The sequence below is a fragment of the Kaustia mangrovi genome (assembly GCF_015482775.1).
GTDB lineage: Bacteria > Pseudomonadota > Alphaproteobacteria > Rhizobiales > Im1 > Kaustia > Kaustia mangrovi.
Genome location: NZ_CP058214.1, coordinates 3263785 through 3278529 on the forward strand (window position 1 = coordinate 3263785; position 14745 = coordinate 3278529).

At 67.9% G+C, this 14745-nt stretch carries 12 protein-coding genes; 7 read left to right on the plus strand and 5 right to left on the minus strand.

The annotated features are described in order from the left end of the window. Positions 1–10: 10 nt before the first annotated feature. On the minus strand, positions 11–736 hold the full coding sequence (locus tag HW532_RS15195) for a hypothetical protein (RefSeq protein WP_213161272.1): 726 nt from the start codon (positions 734–736) through the stop codon (positions 11–13). A gap of 345 nt (positions 737–1081) precedes the next feature. Here HW532_RS15195 and HW532_RS15200 point away from each other — a divergent pair, with 345 nt between their 5' ends. Both HW532_RS15200 and HW532_RS15205 read left to right on the plus strand, forming a co-directional pair. Further along, positions 1082–2056, plus strand: a complete 975-nt coding sequence (locus HW532_RS15200; protein WP_213161273.1) for a TAXI family TRAP transporter solute-binding subunit — start codon at positions 1082–1084, stop codon at positions 2054–2056. A 249-nt stretch (positions 2057–2305) separates the two neighbouring features. After that, a complete protein-coding gene (locus HW532_RS15205) occupies positions 2306–4981 on the plus strand; it encodes a TRAP transporter permease (protein WP_213161274.1) in 2676 nt (891 codons plus the stop codon). A gap of 24 nt (positions 4982–5005) precedes the next feature. Here HW532_RS15205 and HW532_RS15210 read toward each other — a convergent pair whose 3' ends face one another. Next, positions 5006–6370 carry an aspartate aminotransferase family protein gene (locus HW532_RS15210; RefSeq protein ID WP_425491884.1) on the minus strand — a complete coding sequence of 455 codons (1365 nt, stop codon included), beginning with the start codon at positions 6368–6370 and terminating at the stop codon, positions 5006–5008. Between the two features lie 100 nt (positions 6371–6470). Here HW532_RS15210 and HW532_RS15215 point away from each other — a divergent pair, with 100 nt between their 5' ends. Continuing rightward, positions 6471–7754, plus strand: a complete 1284-nt coding sequence (locus HW532_RS15215; RefSeq protein WP_213161275.1) for a glycerate kinase type-2 family protein — start codon at positions 6471–6473, stop codon at positions 7752–7754. 86 nt (positions 7755–7840) lie between these two features. On the opposite strand, the gene gloB is transcribed toward HW532_RS15215, so the two are convergent. Continuing rightward, positions 7841–8602 carry a hydroxyacylglutathione hydrolase gene (gene gloB, locus HW532_RS15220; protein WP_213161276.1) on the minus strand — a complete coding sequence of 254 codons (762 nt, stop codon included), beginning with the start codon at positions 8600–8602 and terminating at the stop codon, positions 7841–7843. A 200-nt stretch (positions 8603–8802) separates the two neighbouring features. Between gloB and HW532_RS15225 the strand changes: the two genes are divergently transcribed. From HW532_RS15225 to HW532_RS15240, 4 genes are all read left to right on the plus strand, one after another. After that, positions 8803–9540 (plus strand): class I SAM-dependent methyltransferase, encoded by a 738-nt coding sequence (locus HW532_RS15225; protein ID WP_213161277.1) that lies wholly within the window; start codon positions 8803–8805, stop codon positions 9538–9540. Between the two features lie 220 nt (positions 9541–9760). After that, positions 9761–10546, plus strand: coding sequence for a chorismate mutase (locus HW532_RS15230; protein WP_213161278.1), 786 nt, complete (start codon positions 9761–9763; stop codon positions 10544–10546). Positions 10547–10558: 12 nt separating this feature from the next. Then, on the plus strand, positions 10559–11668 hold the full coding sequence (gene hisC / locus HW532_RS15235) for a histidinol-phosphate transaminase (RefSeq protein WP_213161279.1): 1110 nt from the start codon (positions 10559–10561) through the stop codon (positions 11666–11668). Between the two features lie 5 nt (positions 11669–11673). After that, positions 11674–12612: a prephenate/arogenate dehydrogenase family protein gene (locus HW532_RS15240; RefSeq protein ID WP_213161280.1), complete on the plus strand. Its 939-nt coding sequence runs from the start codon at positions 11674–11676 to the stop codon at positions 12610–12612. Between the two features lie 61 nt (positions 12613–12673). Here HW532_RS15240 and HW532_RS15245 read toward each other — a convergent pair whose 3' ends face one another. Together HW532_RS15245 and HW532_RS15250 are read right to left on the minus strand one after the other, a co-directional pair. Further along, positions 12674–13489, minus strand: a complete 816-nt coding sequence (locus tag HW532_RS15245; RefSeq protein ID WP_213161281.1) for a DUF1013 domain-containing protein — start codon at positions 13487–13489, stop codon at positions 12674–12676. A 161-nt stretch (positions 13490–13650) separates the two neighbouring features. Then, the gene (locus tag HW532_RS15250) at positions 13651–14652 is read right to left on the minus strand and encodes an NAD(P)H-quinone oxidoreductase (protein WP_213161282.1); all 1002 of its coding nucleotides are present in this window, start codon (positions 14650–14652) and stop codon (positions 13651–13653) included. Positions 14653–14745 lie beyond the last annotated feature (93 nt).

Consider the following 14745-nt stretch of genomic DNA (forward strand, 5'->3'; position numbering starts at 1 on the left):
CGAGGGGGGCTTATTTCCTGCGCCAGCCGGGCAGCGTTCCGGTCCGCAGGACGCTCTTGATCACGGCTCTCGGCGTGTAACTGTTGATCACCACGATGAAGACCTTGCGCAGGCGGTCCGGCGGGCAGGCGATCTCGCGCACCCCGTGCCACGAATTGCCGCGCCGGCCGAAGATCAGGCTGTTGTTGCCGAGCGCGTTGGCCGTCACCGTCTCGCTGAAATCCTCGAACGCCGGCGCACTGTCGGCCGGAAAGCGCCCCTTGTCGTCGAGGATCAGCGTCTCCCCGCCCCAGGCCGGATCCCAGTCCTCTTCGGTGTTGAAATAGAAGATGTGGGAGCCGACCTTGTGCGGCGCGTCGCAATGGGGCGAGACCGAGCAGCCATTCGGCGTGTAGTGCCAGTGGAAGGTCAGGAAGAAGCGGCGGATGCCGAACAGGCGCGCGATGAAGGCGCGGTAGTCCGGCCCTTCGAGTTCGCCCACGAAGGCCTTCCATGAGTCCGCGACCGGCAGGCTGTCCCTGTATTCCAGCGTGTAGCGGTCATGCGGCTGCTGGCCATGGGCGCGGTTCATGCCGAAACTGGACTTGAAGAGCCCCACGGGCGGCAGGTCCGCCCTGAGCGTCTCGTAGCTGTCCGGTGCGATGAACCCGGCCGGATTGGTCCAGGGAAACGGATGGGCCTTCTGGAAGGCGCCGCTCTCGATGGCCTCCATCCGGCCCCGATCGAGATACTGCATCGCTTGTTCCTTGACGTGGCTTGCCGGTTGTCTGGCGGCATGGCCGAAGCACCTGTGTTGCGCTCCCCCAGTACCGATACTGGGTCCTATGGTGTGGCCGGATTGTCAAGGCGGCCGAATGTATCGGCATGCCCTGCGGGACAATCCGTTGCAGACCGGCAACGGCCGGCGGCAACTGCCGATTGAGCCATTATCCCGCCCGGTCCGGCGGCTGTGCCGTCATGCCTGTCCCGCGCGCAAGGGGTTGAGACTTTTGAAGTAATTGCCACGGGTGTCGCGATGGTTTTAAATCGGATCTCGTCTCAACGGATATGCGGTTCTCCGAGAAGCAGGGAGGGTTTTGACATGAGACAATTTCTGGTAGGTGCAGCTGCCTCGCTGGGTGTCCTGGCGGCGGCCGCCATCGGCCCGGCCGGGGCTCAGGAACAGCAGTTCATCTCCATCGGCACGGGCGGTGTGACCGGCGTCTACTACCCGACGGGCGGGGCGATCTGCCGGCTCGTCAACAAGACCCGCAAGGAGCACGGCATCCGCTGCTCGGTGGAGTCGACCGGCGGGTCGGTCTACAACATCAACACTCTGCAGTCGGGGGAGCTGGAGTTCGGGGTTGCCCAGTCCGACGTGCAGTTCAACGCCTTTGAGGGCAAGGCGCAGTGGGACGGCAAGCCGTTCGAGAAGCTCCGGGCCGTCTTCTCGGTGCACCCCGAGCCGGTGACGATCATCGCGCGCGACGATTCGGGCATCGAGAACATCACCGACCTCAAGGGCAAGCGGGTGAATATCGGCAATCCGGGGTCCGGCACGCGGGCCACCTGGGACGTGATCGAGACCGCGCTCGGCTGGAGCCGCGACGATCTCAAGCTCGCCGCCGAGCTGAAGTCCGCCGAGCAGGGCCAGGCGCTGTGCGACAACAAGATCGACGCCTTCTTCTGGCTGGTCGGTCATCCCTCCGCCAATACCCAGGAGACGCTCGCGACCTGCGATTCCCATCTGGTGAACGCGATGGGCGAGGAGATCGACGGCCTGGTCGAGGAGCGCCCCTATTACCGCAAGGCGACCATCCCCGCCGGCATGTATCCGGGCCAGGACGGCGATGTGAACACCTTCGGCGTGGGCGCCACGCTGGTCACCTCCGCCGACGTCCCCGAGGAGGTCGTCTACATCCTGACCAAGTCGGTTATGGAGAATCTCGACGAGTTCAAGAAGCTCCATCCCGCCTTCGCCAATCTGACGGCGGAGGAGATGGTCTCCGCCAGCCTGTCCGCGCCGCTCCATCCCGGTGCGGAGAAGGCCTACAAGGAGCTCGGCCTGATCGAGTGACGAGAATACGGACCGGGAAGGGACCCAAGCGGGGCTCTTCCCGGCCATCCGGTTTCGACCGCGTTTTCAATGACCGACAGACTGGTTGCGGTTTTCCGGCGGTCCGCGCGCAGACATCAGAACAACGGCGCGCGCCGCATCGCCTGAGCCTCCCGCACGGGTCGCTCAGGCACATTGGGCCGATCAACGCTTCTCTGCGCCCGGGTGAACCCGCCCGACCCGCAGGTTGATCCAGGGGAGTTGAGAAAGATGAGCGAGGGGAACGCTCCTCCCCGGCACGGGACCGGTGCCGAGGATCTGGTCGCGCAGACCGATACGGGTGCGCGTACGCCGTCGGGCTGGGTCGGTGTGCTGTTGCCGACCATCGCCTTCGTCTGGTCGCTGTTCCAGCTCTATGTCGCCTCCGGTGTGCCGTTCTGGCTGCAGGACGCCCTGGCCCGGCCGCTGCGGGACGCCACCGGCCTCGATATCGGCTTCATCTTCAACAATGCCGAGACGCGCATCGTCCATCTGGCCTTCGCGCTGACGCTTGCCGCGCTCGCCTTTCCGCTGTTCAAATCGAGCCCGCGCAACCGCGTGCCCTGGTACGATTGGCTTCTCGCCATTCTGGGGGCGGCGGCCTGTCTCTATCTCCTCGTCTTCAAGGAGGAGATCGCCATGCGCGCCGGTCTGCCCACGACGGCGGACCTCGTCATGTCGAGCATCGGGCTCTGCGTCCTCGCCATTGCGGTCTATCGCGCGCTCGGCCTGCCTCTGGTGGTCGTCGCGGGCGTCTTCGTCGCCTATGTCTTCTTCGGCCACAGCTCCTTCCTGCCGACCGTCATCCAGTGGAAGGGCGCCTCCTTCGGCAAGGCCATGTGGCACTACTGGATGCAGCTTGAGGGCGTATTCGGCGTGGCGCTCGGCGTCTCCGCCTCGATGATCTTCCTGTTCGTGCTGTTCGGCTCGATCCTGGAGAAGGCGGGCGCGGGCAATTTCTTCATCAAGATCGCCTTCGCGCTTCTGGGCCACCTGCGCGGCGGGCCGGCCAAGGCGGCCGTCGTCTCCTCCGCCATGAGCGGCATCTATTCGGGCTCGTCCATCGCCAACACGGTGACGACCGGCACCTTCACCATCCCGCTGATGAAACGCACGGGCTTTCCGCCGGAAAAGGCCGGCGCGGTCGAGGTCGCCTCCTCCACCAATGGCCAGCTCACCCCGCCGGTCATGGGAGCGGCCGCCTTCCTGATCGCGGAATATACCGGCATCGGCTATATCCAGGTCATCAAGCACGCCCTGCTGCCCGCGCTCATCTCCTATATCGCGCTGTTCTACATCGTCCATCTGGAAGCGATGAAGATGGACCTGAAAGGCCTGCCCAAGCCGCCCTCGCGGCTCACCGTCATGCAGAAGCTCCTGGGCGTGCTCGGCGGCTTCATCGCGATGGCGGTGCTGTTCCTGGCGGTCTATTTCGGGCTCGGCTGGATCAAGACGGCGTTTCCCGGGCTGACATTCTTCGCGACGCTGGGGCTGTTCTTTGCGGCCTATATCATTCTGGTCGCCATCGCCGCGCGCTATCCCGACCTCACCATGGACGACCCCAACGCGCCCGTGGTCGAGCTGCCGCGGGCGGGCGCGACGGCGGTGACCGGCCTCTACTTCCTGCTGCCGCTGATCGTGCTCATCTGGTGCATCCTGATCGAGCGCTTCTCGCCCGGCCTGTCGGCCTACTGGGCCTGCCTGGCGATGATCGTCGTGGCGCTCACCCAGCACCCGCTCAAGGCGCTGTTCCGCGGGGAGGGGGAATATGGGGCGCGCTTCCGGCGCGGCGGGCGCGAGGTGGTCGACGGCATGATCTCCGGCGCGCGCAACATGATCTCCATCGGCGTGGCGACGGCGGCTGCCGGCATCATCGTCGGCACGGTCTCGCTCACCGGCATGCATCAGGTGGTCGCGGAGTTCGTGGAGTTCCTGTCCGGCGGCAATCTCATGCTCATGCTGATCCTGGTCGCGCTCATGAGCCTGATTCTCGGCATGGGGCTGCCGACCACGGCGAACTACATCGTGGTCTCCTCGCTCATGGCGCCGGTCATCGTGACGGTGGGTGCGCAGTCGGGCCTGATCGTGCCGCTGATCGCGGTCCACATGTTCGTGTTCTATTTCGGCATCCTGGCCGACGACACGCCGCCTGTCGGGCTCGCAGCCTTCGCGGCGTCCGCCATTTCGCGCGGCGATCCGATCAAGACCGGCGTGCAGGGCTTCATGTACGATATCCGCACGGCCATCCTGCCGTTCCTGTTCATCTTCAATACCGAGCTGCTGCTGATCGATGTCACGCCCGTCGAGGCCGTGTTCGTCTTCATCGTGGCGTTGATCGCCATGCTGCTCTTCGCCGCGGCGACGCAGGGCTATTTCCTCACCCGCAACAGGCTGTGGGAGTCCGCTGCCCTCCTGCTCGTGGCGTTCACCCTGTTCCGGCCGGGCTACTGGCTCGATCAGGTCCAGCCGCCATTCGAGGATGTGCCGCCGGCGCAGATCTTCGAGCTCGTCCAGCAGAAACCGGCCGGCGACGAGCTGCGGGTCGTCGTCGAAGGGCCCGATTTCGACACGGGCGAGAGCAAGACGGTGGCCCTTGTGGTGCCGCTCGGAGAGGAGGCTGACGGTCAGGCGCGGCTGGAGGAGGCGGGCCTGCCCGTTCAGCTCCAGGACGGCCGGGCCGTGGTGGAAGAGCCGTTCCCCGGCACGCCCTTCTTCGAAAAGATCGGCACGACTTTCGACTTCTATGGCGACCAGCCCGTCACCGTGGCGGAGATCCGCGAGCCAGCCGAGCGCATGCCGAAGGAGGTGTTCTACATTCCCGGCCTCGTGCTCCTGGCGCTCGTCGTCTGGCTGCAGAGGCGGCGCATGCCGCGCAAGCCCGAGGAACGCTCGCCCCAGGTGGCGTGACCGGGAGCCTGTGGCGGGGCCCGGTCAGGACCGGACCGGCTCGACCTCCGTGATCGCCGCATCGACGGAGCGGGCGAGCTTGTCGGTGAGCTCGCCGACCTGGTCGTCGGTGATGATGAAGGGCGGGGCGATGAGCACGTGGTCGCCGTTCACCCCGTCGGCCGTGCCCTGGCTGGGATAGCAGATGAGCCCGTTCTCCATGGCGTGGGTCTTGATGCGGCCGGCAAGGCCTGCGGTTGCGGGGAACGGCGTCTTGTGCTCGCGAGCCGCCACCAGCTCCACGCCGCGGAACAGGCCGCGCCCGCGAATGTCGCCGATATGGGGGTGATCGGCGAAGCGGGCCTCGAGCGCTTGCTGCAGTTTCTCGCCCATGTCCGCCACCCGGGCGACGAGGCCGTCCTCCTCGAAGACCTGCTGGACGGCGAGCGCGCCCGCGCAGGCCGTGGCGTGGCCGATATAGGTGTGGCCGGAGAGGAAGCTGCCGGAGCCGTGCTCGATCTCGTCTGCGAGCTCCTCGCGCACGAGCACCGCGCCGATGGGCTGGTAGCCCGCCCCGAGCCCCTTGGCGAGGCTGATCATGTCCGGCACCACGCCATCCTGCTCGCAGGCGAACAGCGTGCCGGTGCGGCCCATGCCGGACATCACCTCATCCAGGATCATGAGCATGCCGTGCTCGTCGCAGATCCGGCGGATTTCCTTGAAGTAACCGGGAACGGGCGGCACGGCGCCGAGCGTGGCGCCGACCACGGTCTCCGCGATGAAGGCGATGGCGCGCTCGTCGCCGAGCGCGCCCACTTCCGTCTGCAGCGAAGCCGCGGCGCGCTCCCCATAGGCCTTCGCCGTCTCGTCCTCGCCCTGATGGCGGTAGGCGAAGCACGGCTCCACATGGCGAACCTTGGGCAGGAGAATGGGCTCGAATGCCGCGCGCCGCCCGACGCTGCCGCTGACCGATAGCGCGCCGAGCGTGTTGCCGTGATAGGAGAAGCGCCGGGAGAGGAAATGGTCTCGCGTATCCTGTCCGCGCTCGCGCTGGATCTGGCGGGCGAGCTTCAGCGCCGTCTCGTTGGCTTCCGATCCGCCGGAGAGGAAATAGACCCGCCAGTCGCCGCCCGGCGCCTTGCGGCTCAGCGTCTCCGCAAGGGTCTCCGCCGGGCTGTTGGTGAAGAAGGCGGTGTGGGCGAAGGCCATCCGGTCGAGCTGGGCCTTGACGGCCTCCAGGATCTTCGGATGTCCGTGACCGAGGCAGGAGACCGCGGCGCCGCCCGAGGCGTCGAGATACTGTTTTCCCGTCGTGTCGAGGATATAGGCCCCCTGGCCCTCCTGCGCCTCGGGATAGCTCTTGCGCAGATCGCGGTGGAACATGCGCGTCCGGTTCGGCTGGCGCGTCATTCGATCAAGGTCCTTTCATCGCGGCGCCGGGGCGATTATGACAGGAAGCCTCCAGCGTGATCCCTTGCGAAGATCGTGGGTTTAGATGCCGAAGTCCAGCATGTCTATTGTCCAGACGAGAGAAGACGACCCCCAGGCGCTGCTGCGCCGCCTGTTCCGCGCCGCAGTCGAGGCGGCCGATCCCATGGTCTGCGTGCCGCCGCACCTGCCCGAACGCCCGCGCGGCCGCACCGTCGTCGTCGGCGCGGGCAAGGCGTCCGCGGCCATGGCGCGGGCCGTGGAGGCACATTGGGACGGCCCGCTCGAGGGGCTCGTCGTCACGCGCTACGGCCATGGCGCGGCGACGGACCGGATCGAGGTCGTGGAAGCCTCCCATCCGGTGCCGGACCGGGCGGGGCTCGATGCCACGAGGCGCATTCTGGAGCTTGCCGACGGGCTCGGCGAGGACGATCTCCTGCTCTGCCTGATCTCCGGCGGCGGTTCGGCGCTGATGAGCGCGCCGGCGGACCGCATGACGCTGGAGGACAAGCGCGAGGTCAACCGCCAGCTCCTCGCCTGCGGGGCCACGATCTCGGAGATCAATTGCGTCAGGAAGCATCTCTCCGCGGTGAAGGGCGGCCGGCTCGCCATGCGCGCCTGGCCGGCCCGCGTGGTCGCGCTGATGATCTCCGATGTCCCCGGCGACGATCCCGCGACCATCGCCTCCGGCCCCACCGTGGCCGATCCGACGACGGCCGGCGAGGCCCGTGCCGTCCTTGAGAAATACGGCCTCGCCGTGCCCGAGCCGGTGGCGCGCTGGCTCGCCGATCCGCGTGCGGAGACGCCGAAGCCCGGCGACGAACGGCTGTCGCGCACGCAGAATGTCGTGGTCGCCGCGCCATCCCTGTCGCTTGCCGCCGCCCGCGAGATCGCGGAGGCGGAGGGCTATCGCATCCTCGATCTCGGCGATTGCGTGGAGGGCGAGGCGCGCGAGGTGGGCCGCGAGCACGCCGCGCTCGCGCGCGCCGTCGCTGCGGGCGAGGGGGAGGTGAGCCCGCCGGCCATCGTCCTGTCGGGCGGGGAGACCACGGTCACCGTGCGCGGCGAAGGGCGCGGCGGGCGCAATGCGGAATACGCTCTGGGCCTCGCGCTCGCCCTTGACGGCGCCCCCGGCATCTACGCCATTGCCTGCGATACGGACGGGATCGACGGGTCGGAGGACAATGCCGGCGCCGTGATCGGCCCAAAGACGCTCGCGCGGGCCCACGCACTCGATCTCGATCCCGCCGCATCGCTCGAGGCGAACGATGCCTATGGCGTCTTCGCGGCCCTCGGCGATCTCGTCGTCACCGGCCCGACCCGCACCAATGTGAACGATTTCCGCGCGATCCTCGTGAAGGGGTAGGGGCGTTTTTCGATCGAGGGGGCGTGGGCCGGTGCCGGCTCGAAAGCCCGGTTCGAGCAGGCCGCGATGGGCTCTCGCAAAGGGCGTCAGAACGTGTCCTTGCGCCGGCGCACCTCGGCAAACACTTCGGCATCGGTCGCGTTTGGGAGCCCGAGGCGCTCGCGGATCTCCGGGCTCTTCACGCGCAGGAACGGGCTCGTCTCGAGCTCGAGGCCGATCGTGGTCGGCAGGGTCGGCTCGCCGCGCGAGCGGCGCTGCGAGATGTCCTCCGCCCGCCGCTGGAGCGCCTCGTTGCCCGGCTCGACGGTCAGGGCGAAGCGCGCATTGGCCTCGGTATATTCATGGCCGCAATAGACAGCGGTGTCCGGCGGCAGTGCCGCGAGCTTCGAGAGCGAGGACCACATCTGGTCCATCGTGCCCTCGAACACCCGCCCGCAGCCGAGCGCGAACAGCGTGTCGCCGGCGAAGGCGAGCTTCTGGTCGGGGATCACATAGGCGATGTGGTCGAGCGTGTGTCCGGGTGTCTCGAGCACCCGCACCTCATGACCGCCGAAATCGAAGCTGTCGCCGTCGCGCAGCGGTGTGTCGAGCTCCGGAATATCGCTGTCGGGCCCGTAGACGGTGCAGCCATACTCCGCCTTGAGCGGCGCGATGGCCTCGGTATGGTCGCCATGGTGGTGGGTGCAGAAGATGTCGGTCAGCCGCCAGCCGGTTTCCGCCAGCGCGGCCTCGATGGGCTTGAGCTCGGGCGCGTCGACCGCCGCGGTCCGCCCGCTTTCGGGATCGTGGACCAGGACACCGTAATTGTCCTGCCGGCAGGGAAACTGATGGATTTCCAGCTTGGCCATTGGCGCTGCCCCTCCTTGGTGGCTGTGGCGGGAATTGATCGTCTTCCCGTTCATGGCACGGCGGGCATGTTCGGGTCCAGTCGCGCCGTCGCATGGCGATTGCAGAACGGGTGTCGGCTTGCGATATCGGGAGCGGATTTTCTGATAGGTTGAGACTGTCGCCCGGCCGATAGTCCGGGGGCAGGAGGCCGTGCGGTATCATGGATGTGGTCGATCTGAAGGAATTCTATGCCGGCCGGCTCGGGGCGACGGCCCGGCGGCTGATCGCCCATCGCATCCGCGCGCGCGTGCGCGGGCTCGACGGCGCGGTCATCCTGGGGCTCGGCTATGCCGCGCCCTATCTGGACGCGTGGCGCGAGGATGCGGAGCGCATATTGTGCTTCATGCCGGCGCGGCAGGGCGTCGTGCACTGGCCGCCGGGCGTGGCGGGGAAGACGGCGCTCGTCGACGAGGCGGAATTGCCCTTGCCCGACGGCACGGTCGATTTCGCCCTGGTGATCCACGGCCTGGAGCTCACCGACTATCTGCACGAGACCCTGCGCGAGCTGTGGCGGGTCCTGAGCCCGTCGGGCCGGGTGCTCTTCGTCGTGCCGAACCGGCGGGGCATGTGGGCGCGTTTCGACACCACGCCCTTCGGCCATGGCCGCCCCTTCTCGCGCCAGCAGCTCACCGAGATCCTGCGCGATGCCATGTTCACCCCGAGTGGCTGGGCGCACACGCTGTTCGTGCCGCCGGTGAAGCGCGGCTTCTTCATCCGGTCCGCGACAGCGTTCGAGCGCGTGGGCCTATGGGCCTCGCCCGCCTTCTCCGGCGTGATCATGGTGGAGGCGGTCAAGCAGGTCTACGCCACGAGCCGACCGGTGCGCGCCCGCCGCCGCCTCGTGCCGAAGCTCAAGCCCGCCGTGCCGCCCGCCCCGGCCCGGGTCTCCCATGTCTAGGACGTGAGGGTCCCGCCGCCGGGCGCCTGAAAGACACGCCCTTCGACCTTTCAATCTTGAAGCTTTTCTTTTGATTTTGGCCGCGCCGCCCCCTAAGAGTCCCCTTCGGGCACAGGCCGAAATGACGTGAAGGATCCACGCGCCCCTCAAGAGGGCGCAGACGGGGAGGCTGCAGATCGTGAAACGCCGCGGGGCCGGTCAGGCAAGGAGCCTTGATGATGTGCGCGTCCGGATCGACGAGATCGACGCCGCGCTCATGGAACTGATGGCCGAGCGTTTCCGCATGGTGGACGAGGTGCGCACCATCAAGAGCGCGCAGGCCGCACAGGCCGGCTCGCCCATGCGCCCGGTCCGCGAGGTCAGCCTGATGCGCCGGCTGATGGCGCTGCGCCGCCCCGAGCTGCCGGTGCCGGTCGTGGTCCGCATCTGGCGGGAACTGATCGGCGGGGCGACGCAGATCCAGGCGGAGATGCGCGTCCACATGCCGGCGACCGCGCTGGCCGGCGCGGCATTCCGCGATCTCGCGCGCGATACCTTCGGCACCATGGCGCCGTTCATGGAGCACGAGGACTGGTCCGGCCTTGTCGCCGCCATTTCGGACCATGCCGACGATGTGGCCGTGGTGCCGGCATCGGGGCGAGGCTGGGTGGAGGCTTTGCTGGCCGCGGCGGCGGACGATGTGGGTGTCATCGCGCGCGTCCCGATGGTGGCCGAACCCTCTGCCGCGGACGGTTTCGTCCTCGGACGGGCGAGCGACGAGGCCGGTGACGGCTGCCGGACGCTCATCGCGCTTGCCGGCGGGGCGGCTCCCGATCCGGCGGGCCTGTTGCCCGGGGGCGCGGAGCTCGCGCCGGTTGCGGACGGTGCCGGCAAGGGAGGCCGGCTTTGGCTCGTTTCGCTCGACAGTGCGCTCGAGGAGCGGGCGCTGGATGCCCTCAAGGAGCGCGAAGGCGACGATGGGCTTGCAGTCCGCGTGCTCGGCAGGTATCCGAGCCCTGTCGAATAATCGGGTGATACGATGAGCGAGCAGTCGAGCGGGCCGCGCCCGCAACAGGGTATTCTGGATATCGCGCCTTACATTCCCGGCAAGAGTGCTGCGACGGGCGGTGCGAAGACCTTCAAGCTGTCCTCCAACGAGACGCCGCTGGGGCCGAGCGCCCGCGCGGTGGAGGCCTACAAGGCGCTCGCCGACCGGCTCGAGCTCTATCCCGACGGCGGCGCGAGCGCGCTGCGCGAGGCGATTGCCGCCCATTACGGGCTGAACCCGGCCCATATCGTGTGCGGCGCGGGCTCCGACGAGCTGCTCTCCATGATCGCCTCGGCCTATCTGGGCCCCGGCGACGAGGCCGTCTATACCCGCCACGGCTTCCTGGTCTACGACATCGCGATCCGTGCCAACGGGGCGACCCCGGTCGTTGCCACCGAGCACGAGCTGACCGCCGATGTGGACGCCATTCTCGACTGCGTCACGGCGCGCACGCGGGTCGTCTTCCTGGCCAATCCCAACAACCCGACCGGCACCTATCTGCCGTTCGAGGAGATCAAGCGCCTCCATGCGGGACTGCCGGAGGACTGCCTTCTGGTGATCGATGCGGCCTATGCGGAATATGTCCGCCGCAACGATTACGGTGCGGGCATCGAGCTCGTGTCGAGTGCGCCGAACGTGGTCATGACGCGGACATTCTCGAAGATCTACGGGCTGGCCGCGCTGCGCATCGGCTGGGCCTATTGCCCGCCGGCCGTCGCGGACGTCCTGAACCGCATTCGCGGACCCTTCAACATGAACGCGCCGGCGATTGCCGCGGGCGTCGCCGCAATCGCGGACCGGGCCCATACCGAGCGTGCCGTCGCCCATAACGACGAATGGCTCGCCTGGCTCATCCGCGAGCTGGAGGCGCTGGGCCTTGCGGTCACGCCGAGCGTGGCGAATTTCGTCCTGATCCATTTTCCCGGCCGCGACGGGCTGACCGCCGAGGCCGCCGACCGCTTCCTGCTGGAGCGCGGCATCGTGCTGCGGCGGCTGGAGAACTACCACCTTCCCGAGGCGCTGCGCATGACGGTCGGCTCCGAGGAGGCGAACAGGGCCACGGTCGAGGCGCTCGGCGCCTTCATGGCCGGGGAGCACTGAGCCCGATGAGCGAACCTCTATTCGCGCGCGTAGCCCTGATCGGGCTCGGCCTCATCGGGTCGTCGCTCTGCCATGCCATGCGCCGCGAGGGGCTCGCCGGCCACATTGCCGGTCATGCCCGCTCAGGCCGCACGCGCGAGACGGCCATCGGGATCGGCCTTGTCGACAGCATCCACGAGACCGCCGCGGAGGCCGTACGCGATGCCGATCTCGTCGTGCTGTGCGTGCCCGTCGGCGTGTGCGGCGTGGTCGCCGAGGAGATTGCGGGCGCGCTCAAGCCGGGCGCGATCCTGACCGATGTCGGTTCGGTGAAGGGGGCGGTTGTGCGCGACGTCGCCCCCCATGTGCCGGATGGCGTTCATTTCGTGCCGGGCCATCCCATTGCGGGAACCGAGCAGTCCGGGCCGGAATCGGGCTTTGCGGAGCTGTTCGACGAGCGCTGGTGCATTCTCACCCCGCCGCCCGGTGCCGACGAGGAGGCGGTCGCGCGGCTCGAGGCGTTCTGGCAGCGCTGCGGCAGCTCGGTGGAGCGCATGACGCCGGAGCACCACGATCTGGTGCTCGCCATCGTGAGCCACGTGCCCCATCTCATCGCCTACAATATCGTGGGGACGGCGTCGGACCTGGAGACGGTCACGCAGTCGGAAGTCATCAAGTTCTCCGCCGGCGGGTTCCGCGACTTCACGCGTATCGCCGCCTCCGACCCGACCATGTGGCGCGACGTCTTCCTGCTCAACCGCGATGCGGTTCTGGAGACGCTCGGCCGTTTCTCTGAGGATCTCGCGGCCCTTCAGCGCGCGGTGCGTTGGGGCGACGGCGACACGCTGTTCAACCTGTTCACGAGAACCCGCGCGATCCGCCGCGGCATCATCGAGGCGCATCAGGACGCCCCCGCCGCCGACTTCGGGCGCCGTCACGGCAAGCAGGAACCTGGCGAGTCCTGAGGGGCTGGCCGGTCTTGCTGGGTGGCGGGGCCATCCAGGCCCCGACTGGCGCCCTCTGGCCTTACCGCTTCTCTTCGTCGTCCTCGCCGGACGCTTCGCCGCTCTCCTCCTCGGAGGCGGGGGTGTTGCCGAAGACGGACTCCACGTCGTAGGCCGGTTCCTCCTCCTCGTCTGCCGGAGCGGGGGGCTGGGCATTGGGGAACAGCGACTCCGCCGTCGCGGGCGTCTCCTCGGCGGGCGGGGTGAGCTCGTCGAGCTCCGGCGCGGGCGTGCCGGCCTGGGTTTCCTCCGTGGGCAGCAGCGTTCCGGCCTTCTCCGCCTCGCGGCGGGCCTTCTCTTGCTCGCGGCGCACTTTCTCCGCGGCCTTCTGGACGGCGGCGTCGAGCTCGCCCTGCGAGCACAGGCCGAGCGTCACCGGATCCTTCGGCGTGATGTTGGGCGAGTTCCAGTGCGTGCGGTCGCGGATCGCCTGGATGGTCGGCTTGGTGGTGCCGACGAGCTTGATGATCTGCGCGTCCGTCAACTCGGGGTGGTAGCGCAGGAGCCAGGCGATGGCGTCCGGCCGGTCCTGCCGGCGCGAGACCGGCGTATAACGCGGCCCCTGGCGGCGCTGGACCTCCGGCATGTCGATCTTGGGCTCGGCCAGCGCGAGCCGGTAGGACGGATCCTTCTGGGCGCGCTCGATCTCCTCGCGCGTCAGCTGGCCGTTGCTGACGGGATCCATGCCCTTGATGCCGGTCGCGACGTCACCATCGGCAATGCCCTTCACCTCCAGCACATGCAGGCCGCAGAACGCGGCGATCTGTTCGAAGGTAAGCGCGGTATTGTCGACCAGCCACACGGCGGTGGCCTTCGGCATCAGCGGAATTTTAGCCATAGAAGCTCTCCTTCAGAACCTTCATGGGTTCTGCCCTGCATCCATCAACGATTTCAGGGGTTGTCTTAGCTGCCTATATAGTCGCGAACACCGCCTCTTGAAAAGCCCTTTCGGCACAGGAACCCTACGAGAGCGTCATGGCCGGGCCGCCATGGCGTGCCTCACACGGTCAGCACGATCTTGCCGATATGGTCCTTCTCCTCGATACGCGCATGGCCGCTTGCGGCCTCCGCCAGCGGGAACTCGGAGTCGATCACCGGCGCAACGCGCCCGGCGGCCAGGAGCGGCCAGACCTTCTCCTCGAGCGCCTGCGCGATCTTCGCCTTCTCCGCGACCGTGCGTGGCCTGAGGGTCGAGCCGGTGATGGTGAGCCGGCTGCGCATCACGCGGTTGAAATCGAGCTCGGCGCGCGAGCCCTTGAGGAAGGCGATCAGCACGATCCGGCCGCTTTCGGCGGCAGCGGCGACGTCGCGCTCGATATAGTCGCCGCCCACCATATCGAGGATGACGTCGGCACCCTTGCCGCCGGTCACCTCCTTGACGACCTCGACATAGTCCTCGTCGCGATAGTTGATCGCCCGGTCGGCGCCGAGCGTCTCGCAGAAGGCGCATTTCTCGTCGGAGCCCGCCGTGACGAGAACTCTCGCGCCGAAGGCCTTGGCGAGCATGATGGCCGTCGTGCCGATGCCGCTCGAGCCGCCATGGACGAGGATGGTCTCGCCCTCGGCCAGCCGGCCGCGGTCGAACACATTGGTCCACACTGTGAAGAAGGTCTCCGGCAGGCTCGCGGCCTGAACCATGGTGAAGCCGTCGGGGACGGGCAGGGCATTGGCCTCCGCGGCCACGCAATATTCCGCATAGCCACCTCCGGCAACCAGGGCGCAGACCGTGTCGCCGACGGAGAAGCGCTGCGTGCCGGAACCTGTGGCGACGACCTCGCCGGCAATTTCCAGTCCCGGCGTGTCCGGCGCGCCGGGCGGCGGCGGATAGAAGCCGCGGCGCTGGAAGACGTCCGGCCGGTTGATGCCGGCCGCGGCCACCTTGACGAGGATCTCGCCCTCACCCGGTGTGGGCACCGGGACCTCGCGCGGCTGCAGGACCTCGGGTCCGCCGGGCTCGGTGATCTTGATCGCCGTCATCGTTTCGGGCAGGGGCGCTGGCATGGGGCTCTCCGGGATCGCGTTCGAGACGTGGATAGTTGATGATCTAGCGGTCCGAAGGCAGACTGGCAACCGGTGGCCGCTGGAGCCGGAATG